The sequence below is a fragment of the Blautia sp. AF26-2 genome, assembly GCF_003460955.1.
Taxonomy (GTDB): domain Bacteria; phylum Bacillota; class Clostridia; order Lachnospirales; family Lachnospiraceae; genus Fusicatenibacter; species Fusicatenibacter saccharivorans.
In genome coordinates this window covers 180,955-195,828 of the sequence record NZ_QTWD01000006.1, presented here as the reverse complement: position 1 = coordinate 195,828, position 14,874 = coordinate 180,955, and the positions used below count along the sequence as shown (strand labels likewise).

Annotated in this window: 20 protein-coding genes and 1 pseudogene; 1 reads left to right on the top strand and 20 read right to left on the bottom strand. The window is 49.4% G+C overall.

The genetic code is table 11. From position 1 onward, the window contains the following. The first annotated feature begins 63 nt into the window (after nucleotides 1-63). Nucleotides 64-432 (top strand): helix-turn-helix transcriptional regulator, encoded by a 369-nt coding sequence (locus DWY63_RS09685; protein WP_005933665.1) that lies wholly within the window; start codon nucleotides 64-66, stop codon nucleotides 430-432. Nucleotides 433-459: 27 nt separating this feature from the next. On the opposite strand, the gene DWY63_RS09680 is transcribed toward DWY63_RS09685, so the two are convergent. From DWY63_RS09680 to yihA, 20 genes and pseudogenes are all read right to left on the bottom strand, one after another. Next, complete coding sequence (locus DWY63_RS09680) at nucleotides 460-759, bottom strand: hypothetical protein (protein ID WP_004612693.1); 300 nt, start codon at nucleotides 757-759, stop codon at nucleotides 460-462. Between the two features lie 16 nt (nucleotides 760-775). Beyond that, complete coding sequence (locus tag DWY63_RS09675) at nucleotides 776-1,129, bottom strand: TnpV protein (protein ID WP_044987169.1); 354 nt, start codon at nucleotides 1,127-1,129, stop codon at nucleotides 776-778. A 26-nt stretch (nucleotides 1,130-1,155) separates the two neighbouring features. Further along, nucleotides 1,156-3,036, bottom strand: a complete 1,881-nt coding sequence (locus tag DWY63_RS09670) for a recombinase family protein (RefSeq protein ID WP_117801972.1) — start codon at nucleotides 3,034-3,036, stop codon at nucleotides 1,156-1,158. 90 nt (nucleotides 3,037-3,126) lie between these two features. Beyond that, nucleotides 3,127-4,146 (bottom strand): annotated as a pseudogene (locus tag DWY63_RS09665) (type IV secretory system conjugative DNA transfer family protein); the annotation flags it as partial. Next, nucleotides 4,143-4,643 carry a PcfB family protein gene (locus tag DWY63_RS09660; protein ID WP_002570687.1) on the bottom strand — a complete coding sequence of 167 codons (501 nt, stop codon included), beginning with the start codon at nucleotides 4,641-4,643 and terminating at the stop codon, nucleotides 4,143-4,145. The gene DWY63_RS09660 and the pseudogene DWY63_RS09665, both read right to left, overlap by 4 nt. Before the next feature lie 86 nt (nucleotides 4,644-4,729). Continuing rightward, complete coding sequence (locus DWY63_RS09655; RefSeq protein WP_006775630.1) at nucleotides 4,730-5,149, bottom strand: DUF4313 domain-containing protein; 420 nt, start codon at nucleotides 5,147-5,149, stop codon at nucleotides 4,730-4,732. Between the two features lie 12 nt (nucleotides 5,150-5,161). Next, nucleotides 5,162-5,473, bottom strand: coding sequence for a DUF5720 family protein (locus tag DWY63_RS09650; RefSeq protein ID WP_117801971.1), 312 nt, complete (start codon nucleotides 5,471-5,473; stop codon nucleotides 5,162-5,164). A gap of 22 nt (nucleotides 5,474-5,495) precedes the next feature. After that, entirely contained in the window at nucleotides 5,496-6,242 is a 747-nt protein-coding gene (locus DWY63_RS09645; RefSeq protein WP_009272669.1) for a BRO family protein, read from the bottom strand. Nucleotides 6,243-6,276: 34 nt separating this feature from the next. Next, nucleotides 6,277-7,146, bottom strand: a complete 870-nt coding sequence (locus tag DWY63_RS09640; protein WP_009272670.1) for a DUF6017 domain-containing protein — start codon at nucleotides 7,144-7,146, stop codon at nucleotides 6,277-6,279. A 67-nt stretch (nucleotides 7,147-7,213) separates the two neighbouring features. Further along, entirely contained in the window at nucleotides 7,214-7,405 is a 192-nt protein-coding gene (locus DWY63_RS09635; RefSeq protein ID WP_425463780.1) for a hypothetical protein, read from the bottom strand. A gap of 23 nt (nucleotides 7,406-7,428) precedes the next feature. Further along, on the bottom strand, nucleotides 7,429-7,704 hold the full coding sequence (locus tag DWY63_RS09630; RefSeq protein WP_006775625.1) for a DUF5720 family protein: 276 nt from the start codon (nucleotides 7,702-7,704) through the stop codon (nucleotides 7,429-7,431). A gap of 12 nt (nucleotides 7,705-7,716) precedes the next feature. Beyond that, entirely contained in the window at nucleotides 7,717-8,652 is a 936-nt protein-coding gene (locus tag DWY63_RS09625) for a ParB/RepB/Spo0J family partition protein (RefSeq protein WP_009272672.1), read from the bottom strand. Beyond that, nucleotides 8,609-9,430, bottom strand: coding sequence for a ParA family protein (locus DWY63_RS09620; protein WP_009272673.1), 822 nt, complete (start codon nucleotides 9,428-9,430; stop codon nucleotides 8,609-8,611). The genes DWY63_RS09625 and DWY63_RS09620 overlap by 44 nt, the downstream gene beginning before the upstream one ends. A gap of 478 nt (nucleotides 9,431-9,908) precedes the next feature. Further along, nucleotides 9,909-10,301 (bottom strand): 30S ribosomal protein S9, encoded by a 393-nt coding sequence (gene rpsI / locus DWY63_RS09605; RefSeq protein ID WP_055219853.1) that lies wholly within the window; start codon nucleotides 10,299-10,301, stop codon nucleotides 9,909-9,911. Nucleotides 10,302-10,318: 17 nt separating this feature from the next. Next, nucleotides 10,319-10,747 (bottom strand): 50S ribosomal protein L13, encoded by a 429-nt coding sequence (gene rplM, locus DWY63_RS09600; RefSeq protein WP_055219851.1) that lies wholly within the window; start codon nucleotides 10,745-10,747, stop codon nucleotides 10,319-10,321. Nucleotides 10,748-10,961: 214 nt separating this feature from the next. Continuing rightward, nucleotides 10,962-11,714 carry a tRNA pseudouridine(38-40) synthase TruA gene (gene truA / locus DWY63_RS09595; protein WP_055265739.1) on the bottom strand — a complete coding sequence of 251 codons (753 nt, stop codon included), beginning with the start codon at nucleotides 11,712-11,714 and terminating at the stop codon, nucleotides 10,962-10,964. A 24-nt stretch (nucleotides 11,715-11,738) separates the two neighbouring features. After that, a complete protein-coding gene (locus DWY63_RS09590) occupies nucleotides 11,739-12,539 on the bottom strand; it encodes an energy-coupling factor transporter transmembrane component T family protein (protein WP_117801970.1) in 801 nt (266 codons plus the stop codon). Beyond that, nucleotides 12,533-13,417, bottom strand: coding sequence for an energy-coupling factor transporter ATPase (locus DWY63_RS09585; RefSeq protein WP_117801969.1), 885 nt, complete (start codon nucleotides 13,415-13,417; stop codon nucleotides 12,533-12,535). Before DWY63_RS09585 ends, DWY63_RS09590 begins: the two co-directional genes overlap by 7 nt. Then, nucleotides 13,408-14,253, bottom strand: coding sequence for an energy-coupling factor transporter ATPase (locus DWY63_RS09580; RefSeq protein ID WP_117760594.1), 846 nt, complete (start codon nucleotides 14,251-14,253; stop codon nucleotides 13,408-13,410). The genes DWY63_RS09585 and DWY63_RS09580 overlap by 10 nt, the downstream gene beginning before the upstream one ends. 4 nt (nucleotides 14,254-14,257) lie before the next feature. Then, nucleotides 14,258-14,863, bottom strand: coding sequence for a ribosome biogenesis GTP-binding protein YihA/YsxC (gene yihA / locus DWY63_RS09575; RefSeq protein ID WP_055219842.1), 606 nt, complete (start codon nucleotides 14,861-14,863; stop codon nucleotides 14,258-14,260). Nucleotides 14,864-14,874: the final 11 nt, after the last annotated feature.

The window sequence follows — 14,874 nt, the reverse complement described above, 5'->3', positions numbered from 1 at the left end:
ACTGCATATAGCAACATTCCACGGGCAAAGTATGAATTATACAATGTAACCGGGTGATGCTATATGGCGAAAGTTGAAGATTGTCCCGGTTTTGAAACCTTCGGCGCAGATGTCAAAGCCGCACGAGAGGCAAAGCGTCTGGCACGAAAAACATTGGCAGAAATGGTTGGGATTGAATGGCGGTATCTTGCCAACATTGAGAATCAAGGTGCGATTCCGAGCCTGCCTGTGATGATCCAATTGATTAAGGTCTGCGGACTTCCCGTAGAGAGATATTTTAACCCAGAGATCATGCGGGAGGAAAGCGAACAGCGGCAGCGGGTCAGCCACAAGCTGAAGCTCTGTCCTGAAGAATACCTGCCGATTATCGAAGGTGCCATAGACGGGGCGCTCAAAATGGAACAGACTGCGAAGCAGAAGGAGGACGCATAATCGCGGCCTCCTTCTGGCATTTCTATATCAAGGTTCCCGGCACTTTTCCAAAAGTTCCCGACACCTCTGCTGGATTTCTCCGGTTTCTGTCACAGTCAGGTCACGGTCATTTCCAGTAATCTTATCTTCCAGAAAGTTGGCGTATGTACCCAACAAAGCGTTCCGTAAATCCTCCGGGGTTTTCTGTATTTCAGCGCTGTACCAGTCATTCCGGTGGGGTTCCCATGCCATCAATGTATAACCGTGGCTGGTCTGAACCACCTCATACAGTGGATCATCATCCAGATATGCCTGAAACACTTTCAAAATCTTTTCAAAGGTCAGCATTTCCCGCACCTCCCATTCAGCTGCAAATCAGTTCCCTGATTAAAATTTCCTCAATCTGTGCCGTTAATGTGTTCATCAGCCCCACCCAACGCATAGGGTCACAGGCTTTCAGTTCTTCCGTGACACCCGCAGTCTCCATCATGTGAGGCAACATAGTGTCCACACGCTCCTGCGCTGTCCGGTCAATCTCTATCAGGTGTGGATACAGCTTCTCGCTCATCAGCAGATGGTTGTAGAGAATGGGGCGATGTTCCTTTAGGTAGGATTTTCGCATTCTGCCGTACTTGCCGATAGAAGTTTCCGGCTGTTCAGAAAGTTTTAGGTTGGGTATATCATAATCTCCACAACGAATGTAAGTCAACTTACTCATATTCATTCTCCTTTGCTTCGTGATGATTAGACTGCTGCGCTGGCTGCTATGCTGCCTTTGTGCGGTTCTTCTTTTGGTAGCTGTCCGACAGTAGAAAAAACACCTTTTTTCATATCCTCAGCCCGGATCAGGGCTTTCTTAGCGTCCATTTCCGCTTTTTTCTTCGCCTTGATTTTGTCCTCATACTGTTTCTGTGCGCCGCTGGCTTTCCGCTTCAAATAGTTCTGATGAAGCCTGTCCTTGCGTTCTTCTTTTTTCCGCAGTTCTTCCTGTTCCTCCGGGGTTAAAGGAACCGGCTGTAAGGATGGTGGGATATAGCGTCCTAAAAAATTGAAGTAGATTTCAATTTCCTGCGTGGTGTCCTGACTACCTTTTCGGGCGCGTTCGTGGACAAGGATTTTCTCTACAAACTCATTGAGCATGGTGTTTGTCAGCGTGTCAAAATTCTCGTATTTATCAATCAGGGCTATAAATTTCTCCGCTGATTTCTGGCTCTGCTCATAGCCGGTAACAGCCCTTTCCAGCTCCACAATTTCAATCTCAAGTGCATCCTGCTCTTTGGCATACTGTGCATCAAGCGCCCTATATCGTGCGTCCGGCAACTTGCCGAGGGCGTTGTCCTCATAGATTTTGCAAATCAGTTTTTCCAGTTCTCCGGCTCTCTTTTGGGCAGCAGCCAAACGCCTGCGCTTTTTCGATATATCGGCACTCTGTTGAGCAACCTGCGTCTCCTGAACGGTGTGAATAAATTCCGTCCGGTCATTTCTGGAATATTCAGCGATAGCCCGGAGCGTGTCGGAAACCAATGTCAGGACAGCACTCTCATTGATACGGTGTTGTGTAGGGCATAGTGTCCCACACGGGACTTTGGTATAATTGGAACAGGTATATTGAGAAACCCGCTTGCCATTGTTGGTGCGGTGGACATACATCTTGCCGCCGCAATCGGAACAATAGAGCAAGCCTGTGAGGGGAGCCGCTTCGCCCCAGCCGTTTGGATAACGCCGTACATTGCTACGGATTTTCTGCGCCAAATCAAAGGTCTGCTGGTCGATAATGGCTTCATGGGTATTCTCAAAGATTGTCCATTCGTCCTCAGAAACATAGTGGCTTTTCTTGTCCTTAAAGTGCTTGCGGGTCTTGAAATTGATGGTGTGCCCTAAATACTCTCGCTTTTTCAAAATGTTCACGATGGTAGATGATCCCCATCCATAGGGGTCTTTGACCGGCTTTGAACGGTTCACACCTTCGTTGAAGCGGGCAAGGTGTACGACAGGAATTTCAATCCGGTCTGCGGATAGTTTGCAAGCGATCTGATAAGGCCCATATCCCTCCAGCGTGAGGGAGAAGATACGGCGCACCACTTCGGCGGCTTCTTCATCTACCAGCCAATGCTCCCGCTTTTCGTCCCATAAGTAGCCGTAAACCACGGTGCCTGTCAGGTGCTTACCGCTCATGCCTTTTGACTTAAACACAGAGCGGATTTTCCGACTGGTATCACGGGCGTAAAATTCATTCATAATGTTGCGGAACGGGGTAAAATCGTCATCACCTTTCAGACTGTCTACACCGTCGTTAATGGCGATCAGCCGAACGCCTCGCTGCCGCAAAACCTCCATAACTTGACCGACTTTCAGATAGTCTCGCCCCAACCGGCTCATGTCCTTGATAACGATTGCCTCTACACGCCCTGCCTCCACTTCCTCCATCATCGCCAAAAATCCGGGGCGGTCAAAACGAGTGCCTGAGATACCATCATCGGTAAAGTGCGTAGGGTTGGGCAGCCCATTCCGGCGGGCAAAATCCTCTAACATCTGTTTTTGGTTGGATATGGAATTGCTCTCGCCCTGTAACTCATCGTCCCGGCTCAGGCGCTCGTACAGTGGGGTGATTTTTTCGTTTCTCATAGCTGTACCTCCTGAAACAAAAATGCTCTAAGTGATTGCTTCACTAACCATGACAAAATCATGATTAAGAAGTCACTTAGAGCATATATCACCTGCCGCCAGCTTATATTTCTTATACTGGCGCACCGCAAAGTGGTTTGGCTTTTCTGCTTCCAATGCGTCAAACATCAGATCCACGGGATTTTTGAACTCCTCGTCATCCTCCCGGACCTCCATGGCGTTGATGAACTCAATAAGGGTGGAGAAGTTCTGCTCCTCCACCGGAGCCTCATAGTGGATATAGCCAATGAGCGCACAATAGAGAAGCGTTTCTGCCTTGACCCAGAAATCGTCTCCGGCCTTGCCTTCGCCTTTGGTATTGGCGATCAGCGTCGTGACCAGCTTCAATATGTCCTTTTCGCTATGGATATAGGCGAAAGGGTTATAGTGCATGGATTTCTTGAAGTTGATGGTATTGAGGACCTTGATCCGGTAAGGCTCATAAATGACCTTGCCGTGCTTATCCTTCATGGGCTTTCCGTCCTTTCCCAGTTTGGGTGCGCCCCTTTGGAGCATTTTCCCGCACTCCACCAAAATGGTTCCCTTTGGGTCTGTGACCACATAAGAACTGTGCATCTGCATCAGATTTGGTTTGAGCCAGAAGCGGGTCTTACCGGAACCGGAGCCGCCGATCACCAGCACATTTTTGTTTCTGGCGGTCTTTGGGTCCTTGGGGCGGCTGTTCATGGTCAGGCTTTCGGTTTTTGTGAGAATGACATTGTTCTGGAACACCGGGTCGATGTAGGGAGCAATATCCTCACGGGTTCCCCAACGGGCAGAACCATACTCCATGCCGTGACGGTACTTCTTGGCGTTTTTACTTTTGAGATACACCGCCAGACGCAGGCCAGCACCGCAGCACAGCCCCACCAGCAGATCCAGCGGGTGCAGGCTGGGCCAGAAGCTTTGCAGCGCCCCAGGCAGGACAGCAAACAGAGAAAGGAATTTCTCTGAAGCATTTGCCCCCTGAGCCAGTCGCCATGCCTCCCCGAAGTTGGTAGTAAACAGCCCCATCAGGAGATAGGGCAGGTTCAGCAAAACGAGCTTTTTGATGTCAAACTGCTTTTTCATCGTTCCAGCTCCTTTCGCTTGGTGCGGTCCACCACGGCATTTTTGACCATCTCTTTGAACTGACTGAGTTTTGCCAGCACAGACGGGCGTTCTGTTTTCTCGGCCTTCTTGACCTTTTTGCTGGTGTACTCGGTAAATGCAGCGGTCAGCGCATCGGCGTCACGGCCTTTGAAAAAGATCAGGTACTTGGGTGGGGAGCTACTGCGGTCTTTCTTCACCGCATAGTCCACACCATATTTCCGGGCGATCTTCTCAAATTCCTTGATGGAAGGGTCTGTGATCTCGATATTGGAGATCCCCTGATTCTGACCAATGAGCTGCTTGACGGTCTGTTTTCCGTGGGGTGTCACAGGAGCGTCACGGCTTCTTTGCTTTTGCAGCTTCTTTTCCTTGCAGTGGGCCATGTACTTGCTGATGGCGGCTTTGAGCAGCCTGCCGGTGAACTTTGTTCCACTGACAACCAGCGTTAAAGTTCTGTTTTCCACTTCTTCCTGCATTTTCATCGCCTCCTTTCCACAAAATGTGCAGGGGTGGTGCATTTTCTTCTAAGGCGGGACCACCAGCCGCCGGAGAAAATATTTCTTCATCGCTCCATCCCGCGGCTCTTTTTCTTTACCGGCTTCTTATCCGGCAAATTCCACTCTTCCCGAAACTCTGCCACACCTTTGGGATCAAATACCTTCAACTTCTCCAGATCAAAGGCAACGGCAGAATATTTTCCATAACCGGACTGCACCTGATAGGGAAGCACCTTCCCCAATTTGTTCTCTTTGATGAATCGCAGCAGGTCCTTGCTGATGTCACCGGAAATAAACGCCTCTCCGGGGTCCAGGGAATATCCCGGTAGGTTCACCGTCATATCTGCAAACGGTTCTGCTCCATCTTCTGTATGGGTAATCATGCCGATATAAAGCCGCTGATTATTCGCATACATCCCAAGTTGCAGCGATATGGTTTCTTCCCCATATTCCCACTTGAAGGGGACTTTCTTTTCCTCATTCATATCAGATTCCTCCTATCGTATCTGTTCTTTGTGGTCATAAAACAAATCTCCATTTCTGACCTTTGCATGGCTGAGAATCTTGATCTGCCCCTTTGCCTGACTGTCCAGAGCTTTTTCATAGCCTATATCTGACAAAAACAGGCGGGTTCGTTCTCCTTTCCAGCCCACCGGGGAGTCATTCGTCAGCACATCAAAAATAATCATGTGCCGGGTGTTCTCCGCAAATCGCTGAAGATCCATGTAGTCATGGCCGTGATAGTTCTGCGCCCCGGCTTTCTGACGCATTTCCTCCATCAGCTGACCGATTATTTTTCCTTCCTGCATAAAACCCACTTCCTTTCTGTTCTTATAAGACCAGCAAGATCATCTCCCGCAGCTGAGCAAAATAGAGCTTGCCCTGGGGCGTGACCAGCGTGTAGGAACCGGTATGACCGTGGTTGCAGTAGTCTTTGACGCAAAACAGCCCTGCATTTTTCACATTGGCATAAGGCAGCACATTGCCGGATGCCGTGCGGTACACAAACCGCCGTTCTATCAGAAACCGAACAAACCGGCGCTCCGGGACATCCAACTCTTTGGCGGTAGTCCTGAGATTGGTGCTGTGCTTTAAGTCGATGAACAGGTCATAGAAAGCGGCTTTGCCCTCCAGCTGTGCATTTTCCTTACGCAGAGAAATATTCGCTTCACGCTCAGCCAACAAGTCTGAGCAGAGCTTCATCAGAGCCTCCGGGGAAGTGGCAACCTCCCACAGCTTCTCTTTTGTGAGATAGGCCCCGTGCTTACGAATAGTAGGCAAGACCTCATCGAATACCCACTGTTCAAACCGCTCTGCCGATGGCAATTTGCTGTGAACGATTAGGCGGTACAAATCGCCTTCTGGGATAAAAGTCATACTGATTTTGCGGTCGAGGCTTTGTGGGTGAGGTGCGTCGCGTTTCACGACATACCTACAATGGCGGATAATTGCATCGCGGGGATTACTGTACCCCAGCGCAGCAGCCACATCCGTTCCGCTGAACAAGTATTTGCCGTTTTCCTCAATGACACGGATACTGCCAAACTCCGGGTTTTTGAAAATTTCCATCTGGTTCATGTCGTGCCTCCTTTGGCATGATAAAAGGCGGCCTTTACCAGCCGCCTGCGTGCATATCGTGATTGACCAGTGAAGTGTAGTGGTTATTCATGGTGGTAGGCGCATTGAACAGCACCGCAAGCAGGTACTGCTTCATGTTGCGTACCTGGGTGGTATTCTTTTGCAGACAGTCCATGACAAACTCGATGTGGGAGCTGTCCAGTTTCAAAAAACGGGAACGCACGATCTCGTGAGGGAAGTCTGCCCCAGAGATCCGGGTGGTCTTTCGTTTGGCACAGACCGTTTCGACCAACAGCTCTACGATCTCATTCAGGTCATCCAGGTAGAGAGGATAACGCTGCTTCAAGCAGTCATACTCGATATTCTCCAAAATCAACTCCCGATAATTTTCTATCTCTGTGACAGACATCGCATCCCTTCCTTTCCGTTCCGGCGGTCTTTCCGCCGCTGTTTCCCGGAAGGGAATGGAATCGGTACTTGATCCATAAGTAATTGATTTTTCTGTATTTGATTTCTCTATATTTAATTCTGCGGGCTTTTCCGTATCCGGTTTTACCATATCCGGGTTTTCCGTATCTGGTGAAGCCGTATCCGGCTGGGACATATCTGGCTGGGGCTGTTCATAGATGACATACTCGGTATCTGTGATCCGCCCACTTTTATCGCGTCTCTGATGGCGCACGATATATCCGGCTCCTTCCAGTTCACGCAGGGCAGCACCGATGGCATCCACGCCCTCCTTACAGATCTTTGCAAGGCCACGGGTGGTGTAGTTCCAGTCCTCTGGCAAAGACAGCATCATGGAAAGCAGCCCCTTGGCTTTTAACGACAGGTTTGCATTTCGTAAATGATGATTGCTCATCACGGTATAATCACGGGTCCGTTCAATGCGAAAAACGGCCATCGACCTCACTCCTTCCGAATTTTGGGTACAAAAAAACCGCAATCCTCATTTCAAAAAATTGCGGTGTTTAGCGCTTTTCAAATTTTCTTGCATAGAACCAAAACAGCGGCTTTTGGGGACGCACCTCTGTAAATGGCTCATCCTGGGCGAAAGGAAGTGTTTGCATCACGCGGTCAATATCCGTTGAATCCATGTCATGCTGAGATCTGCAATCTTCCCGGATTGCTTCTTGAATTTCCTTTACCGTACACATAGTCATTCCTTTCCTTTCGTTGTATGGGTTTATGAGCGGCGGCGTTTTCCCGGTTTGAAATCGAGGATATGTCCCTCAATCACACGAGCGTAACGCTTGATCTTGATCTCCCGGCGCTGCTGGCTTTGCAGGGCGGCCTGATACCCGTCCTCAGTCAAAAACAACCGCATTTCATCTCCGGGGCTTCCGTAAGCAGTGCTGGGACGCAGGACGGAAAACTCGATCATCCAGCGGGTGTTATCCCAAAACCTCTCTACGGCGAGAATGTTGTGTCCTTTCAGCTCACGGGCTGAAATATCCCTCATAGGCGGCTCCTTTCATCGTTCCTGGTCTCTCTGACGCTTTTTCTGCCATGCCTCCAGCAGCTTGATGATGGTTTCCTGCATCCGCTGGGGCGTATAGCTTTTGGGGAAATACTTCCGCAAAGTGTCAGAGGTAAATGTTACTCGGTCCAGATCACTTTTCTTTTCCTCACCCATGATGACACGCATCATATCGAGGGTCAGATGCCCCTCCTGGCTGTATTTCTTGAGCCGCTGGGCTTGGGAAAGGGAAGGGGTAGCCTGCTCACTGTCCATGGCATCCAGCAGGTCTACCTGTTCGTCCTTTTTGAGAAAGGACAGTTCATAGGCAGGGTTCAGGGCAATCTTCTTTTCATCCACCATATCCATCAATTCAGGAATCAGCTCTGTCAGACGGATATAGCGAAAAATCTGGTTTTTACTCTGACCTACTTGCTCTGCCAAAACCTCGCTGGACTTCTTCCCAAAATCGTTCCCAACTTGGGAACAATTTTCTTTACTCGGTCTGCCAGCCTGTCTTTTCATGGCCTCCAGCTTCATTTTGTAGGCAAAGGCCCTTTCGCTTGGGAGCAGGCTTTCTCGCTGCAAGTTGCTGTCAACCATAATGATTGTAGCGGCATCATCGTCCAAATCCCGAACAATGACCGGCATGGTCTCCTTTTCTGCCAGTTCACTGGCTCTGTGCCGCCTGTGTCCGGCTACCAGCTCATAACCGCCCTCCGGGTCCGGTCGGGCAATGGCCGGAACCAGAACGCCATACTGCTTGATACTGTCAGCGGTCTCCATCATGGCTTCGTCATCCTTGACTTTGAATGGATGGTTCCTAAAGGGATGCAGTTCAGACAGCGGAATTTCCTGAATCTTTTCCAGCTTTGCATCCTGGCGGCCTTCTTCGGTGGAAAACAGATCATCTACCGAGGCCAGCTCTATTTTTTTCGCGCTGCTTTTCAAGTTTCAACACCTCCTTCGTCAGATTTTTGTAGCCCTCTGCCACCTTGCCACTGGGATCATGGGCAAAAATGCTTTTTCCCTCGGCGCTGATTTCCTTTGCCCGGACAGAATGGGGGATCTCTGTGCCGAATACTTTGATCTTGCTGCCATAGGTCTCCCGCAGGAGCGCGGAGATCTCTTTGGCAAAGTTGGTTCGGCTGTCCACCATCGTCAGCAGGATACCGTCTATCTGGAGCTTGGGGTTGATCTGCCGCTTTACCTTGTTTACCGTGGAGAGCAGCTGTTCCAGCCCTTTGGCGGGCAGATACTCCGCCTGAACGGGAATTATGATCCTGTTTGCAGCGGCCAGCGCATTGACTGTGAGCATCCCTAGGGAGGGCTGGCAGTCGATGAGGATATGGGAGTATTGTCCCTTCAGCGTATCCAGATATTGCCGCAAGATAGTCTCACGGCTCATGGCATTTACCAGAGATACCTCCATACCGGATAACTGGATGTCCGCAGGCATCAGGTCTACGCCCTCTGGGTGGTGCAGGATACCCTCGCCGGGACGAAGCGGCTCATCCATCAGGATACGACCCATAGCGTCCGACAGCGTAAAGGGCAGCTTGTCCGGTTGGGGATTGCCCAGGCTGATCGTCAGGCTTCCTTGCGGGTCTCCGTCAATCAGCAGGACTTTCTTTCCGGCCTGCGCCAAACCGATTCCAAGATTGGCACAGGTGGTGGTTTTGCCAACGCCGCCCTTCTGGTTGGCAATGGCAATGATTTGCGTGTTCATTGACTTCACCTCATTTCTAATTGTTTCTGTTGCTTCTGGAAATAGAAAAAGCCGCCACTCCAAAATAAAAAGTGAAGTGACGGCTCTTTCTATCGCCGGAATACGAGTTCCTGAAATGAAAAAAGCACCCAGTCATTTTATACTGAGTGCTGTATCAAATTCATATTCAATTATTCAAATTAGGTCAAACTATGTCAAACTGCCACAGACCAAAACGAGGGAACAAAGGGCTGAAAAGCGACCCCAAAACACCCCCAAAAATCGGCTCTCGGTTAACCACTTTGGGCACCACTTGACCCTCTTTTTGCCCTCTTTTTGGCCGGTTAACCACTTGCGGACCACTAAAAATTGGGTGAAAACGGCTCTCGTTTTGCCAAATTTGGTCAAACTATATCAGCCCATTTAGGTATAAGAAAACCCCGGAAAACCTTGATTTTCCGGGGTTTTTGAACCATTTTGATATAGTCTGAGCAGTCGATTATCGCTTGCTGAACTGCGGAGCGCGACGAGCTGCTTTGAGACCGTACTTCTTACGCTCTTTCATTCTAGGATCACGAGTCAGGAATCCTGCTTTTTTCAGAACTGGTCTGTAGTCGTTGTCTACAGTCAGAAGGGCGCGTGCAACACCGTGACGGATTGCTCCTGCCTGTCCTGTGTATCCGCCGCCATGAACGTTTACGATCACGTCAAATTTATCAGCGGTCTCTGTAGCTGCCAGAGGCTGACGAACGATAACTTTCAGGGTCTCCAGACCAAAATACTCATCGATGTCTCTTTTATTGATGGTAACTTTACCAGTTCCCGGTACAAGATATACTCTTGCGATAGATTTTTTTCTTCTTCCGGTTCCGTAATATTTTGCGCTAGCCAATGTTCTTTACCTCCCTATTAAAATGTTAATACTTCTGGTTTCTGAGCTGCATGAGCGTGCTCTGCACCAGCGTATACGTGAAGTTTTGTGAACATCTGTCTTCCAAGAGGTCCTTTTGGAAGCATGCCTTTCACTGCAAGTTCAACAACCTTCTCCGGTTTCTTAGCCATCATCTCACGAAGAGTAGCTTCTTTCATTCCGCCTACATAATCGGAGTGGCTGTAATAGATCTTCTGATCCAGTTTTTTACCGGTTACTGCTACTTTATCAGCGTTGATTACGATTACGTAATCACCAGTATCTACGTGCGGAGTGTACTCCGGTTTGTTTTTTCCACGTAATACTTTTGCTACTTCAGATGCCAGACGTCCTAATGTACATCCTTCTGCATCAACAACATACCATTTTCTTTCAATCTTATCTGGATTTGCCATAAAGGTGTTCATGGATATAACCTCCTGTGAAAAATTCAATTTACTGTTTCATGTATATAGGAAACCGCCTTACCGGGGCTTATGGCATCGGCGTTTTCAAACTACGTCACACATTTAGTAATTATATTATACGGATTTTGGAATGTCAACTGTTTTTTACCCATATTTTGCATTTTTTCGCAAACTGCGAGTCCCGTTTTGCGGAAAATACAGACCACTTATGTCTTTACTCGAAATCCCATTCGGGATACCGGATCTGCACCAGGGTCAGCCCCTCCGGCCTTGCCGTTGCTCCCGCCATTTTTCGATCCTTCGCCGCAAGGATTTCTTTTACTTTCTCCGGCGGATAATCACCCTTTCCAACCTCAAGCAGTGTTCCGGTGATAATCCGCACCATATTGTAGAGAAAACCGTTTCCGGTGATCCGGAAGCGGATCAGATCGTCTTCTTTTTCCAAACTCGTTTCATAGATCGTACGGACCGTGTCGGTCACCTCCGGTTTGGCTGTTGCAAAGCTTTTAAAATCATGCATGCCAACCAGATACGATGCTGCCTGCCGCATCGCATCCACATCCAGCGGGCCGTACCAGAAATAGGAATTCAGTCTCCGCGTCGGATCTGCAAAGGTGCGGTTCAAAATCCGATATTCATACGTTTTAACTGTTGCGGTAAAACGCGGGTGAAAGTCCGGCGGCACTTCGGATGATCCCTGAATACGGATATCCGCCGGAAGCCGTGTGTTCAGCGCAAATGCGATGCGGTCTGCCGGCATTCTCGCATCCGTGTCAAACACCGCCACATTGCCAAGGGCATGTACCCCTGCGTCGGTCCGGCTTGCGCCGATGCAGGCCGTTTTCTTCGCAAAAAGATCGGAAAGAGCCTGGTTTAATACTTCCTGTACTGTAATGCCGTTTGGCTGCACCTGCCATCCACAGTAATTTGTGCCGTCATACGCTACAATCAGCTTAATTCTGCGCATTCTTCTCCTCCGTTTTCGCCAAAATCAGAGTCCACACACGCGAAGGCCGATACTGCACACAAGGTATGCCATAAGGATGCCATACGCCGCATAATCGCGCGTCTGATACCGAAGCGGCTTCATCTGTGTTCTTCCCTCTCCTCCGTGGTAGCAGCGTGCTTCCATTGCCAGCGCCAGATCATTTGCACGGCGGAAGGCTGAAATAAACAGCGGCACCAGAAGCGGCACCATGTTCTTTACTCTCTGGATAATATTTCCGCTCTCAAAATCCGCGCCGCGCGCCATCTGCGCTTTCATAATCTTGTCTGTCTCTTCCAGGAGAATCGGGATAAAACGGAGTGCGATTGACATCATCATGGAAATCTCATGCACCGGCACATGGATTTTTTTCAATGGTCCGAGCAGGCTTTCGAGTGCATCCGTCAGCTGGTTCGGCGTTGTCGTCAGCGTCATCAGCGAAGAGCCGATCATCAGGAAAATCAGACGCACCGACATACGGCATGCCATGGCCACACCCTCGTGGGTGATCGTAATTTTCCAGATACGGACGAGCACCTCACCCGGCGTAAATAAGATGTTAAACACCATCGTAATCGCAAGCAGCACAAAAATTGATTTCAGACCCTTCGTGATAAATTTGAACGGTACCTTCGACAGTTTAATCATCACCGCAAGGAATACGGTTCCAAGCAGATAGCCCCAATTGTGGAACAAAAAGAGGGAAACGACATAAACGATCGTTCCTACAAATTTCACACGCGGGTCAAGCCGGTGCAGAATAGAATCTGCCGGGTAATACTGTCCCAGAGTAATATCTCTTAACATACTTCTGCTCCTTTTTTCCCGTTTTTCTTCTGACTTTCCAGTGCCGCAAGAATCGTATCGCGTGCCTCCTCAACCGTCGTCGCCGTTACGTCCACGTCCATGCCGTGTTCCTTTAGCGCATGCATAATATACGTCATCTGCGGCGCCGCAAGACCGATTTTCTCGAGCTCTTTATAGTGAGCGAAGACTTTCTTCGGTGTATCGTCAAACGCCACATGACCGTGGTTCATGACAATAATCCGCTCTACATATTTTGCAATATCCTCCATGCTGTGCGATACGAGCACGACCGAAATGCCGCGCGTCTTATGCAGCAATGCAAGCTGATCGAGGATTTCATCGCGTCCCTTCGGATCAAGGCCTGCAGTCGGCTCGTCAAGCACCAGAAAATCCGGGTTCATGGCAAGCACACCGGCAATCGCAACACGACGTTTCTGACCTCCGGAGAGTTCAAACGGCGATTTTTCATACATTTCCTTTGGAAATCCGACATGATCCAGTGCCTCTTCCGCCCGTTTTCTGCATTCCTCCGGTGAAAGTCCCTGGTTTTTCGGTCCGAAGCAGACATCTGTGATCACATCCGTCTCAAAAAGCTGATGCTCCGGGTACTGGAAAACCAGTCCCACATGGCTTCGAAGCTCTCTTAGCGGATATCCTTCTTTCCAGATATCCTCTCCGTTATACAGCACCCGTCCGGCAGTCGGTCGGATCAGACCGTTCAAATGCTGCACAAGCGTCGATTTTCCGCTTCCCGTATGGCCGATAATCCCAACAAACTGGCCATTCGGAATTTCAAGATTGATATGCTCCAGGGCGTGCATTTCATATGCCGTTCCCGGGCTGTATGTGTACGTTACATCTTCAAGTTTCAATGACATAATGCATTCACCAGTTCTTCAATGGTCAGAATTCCCTCCGGGAGATCTACACCACTTTTTCTCAATTCATAAGCCAACAGTGTCACTTGGGGTACATCGAGACGGAGCTCTTTTAATTTTTCCACCTCGGAGAAAATCTCCCGTGGTGTCCCCTGCATTACCAGTCTGCCGCTGTCCATAACGAACACACGGTCCGCAAAAACAACCTCTTCCATGTAATGCGTAATCAGAATAACCGTAACGCCCTTTTCTTCATTCAGCTTACGCACAGCGCGAAGAACCTCTTTTCGTCCGTTCGGATCCAGCATCGCGGTTGGTTCATCAAGAACAATACATTCCGGCTGCATAGCCATCACTCCTGCAATTGCAACCCTCTGTTTCTGACCTCCCGAGAGCTTATTCGGAGAGTGGGCCCGGTATGAAATCATCCCGGTCGCCGTAAGGCTCTCCTCCACCCGTTTCCAGATTTCATCGGTCGGGACACCCAGATTTTCCGGTCCAAAGCCGACATCCTCTTCCACCACATTTCCGATGATCTGGTTATCCGGGTTCTGGAATACCATACCGGCTTTCTGGCGGATCTTCCAGACATCCTCCTCATCTGTCGTCTTCATATCATCCACCCACATGGTGCCTTCTGTAGGCACCAGCAGAGCGTTGATATGTTTCGCAAGCGTTGATTTTCCGCTTCCGTTATGCCCGAGCACCGCGATAAACTGACCTTTCTGGATTTCCAGACTGACGTCCTCGATCGCTTTTGTTACTTCCGGCTCCTGTCCTTCCTCCTCGTAACGGAGGTATTCATACCCAAGGCCTGCAGCACGTATCATACCCATGACATTATTCCCCGCTTTCTTCTGCATCCGAGCGGATTTCATCAATCAGATTCCAGATCTCCTCGCGTCCCTGTTTTGTCTCTGCAGAAAACGGAATCACAATCGTATCTTTCTCAACCTCCAGCGTCTCGCGGATCAGCTTGATCTGTTTCTGAAGCTGGCTGCGCTTGATCTTGTCCAGCTTCGTCGCAATGATGATCGGCTGATAGCCGTTTCGAAGAATCCAGTTGTACATGATGCGATCGTTGTTGGACGGTGCATGACGGATATCAATCAGAAGAAATACTGCGTGCAGCATTTTTGACTGATGCAGATAATCCTCGATCAGCTTGCCCCATTTTGCTTTAACCTCCTCGGAGGCTCTCGCAAAACCGTATCCCGGCAAATCCACCAGATACATTTCCTCATTGATGTGGTAGTAGTTGATCGTCTGTGTTTTTCCCGGCTGCGCACTGGTACGCGCCAGTGATTTCCGATTCATCAGGGCATTGATGAGAGAAGATTTTCCAACATTGGATTTTCCCGCAAATGCCACTTCCACCTGACCGGTATCCGGCAGTTTACTGGTGATTCCGCAGACATGCTGCAGCTCTACCTGTTTAATTACCATACTTTTCTTCT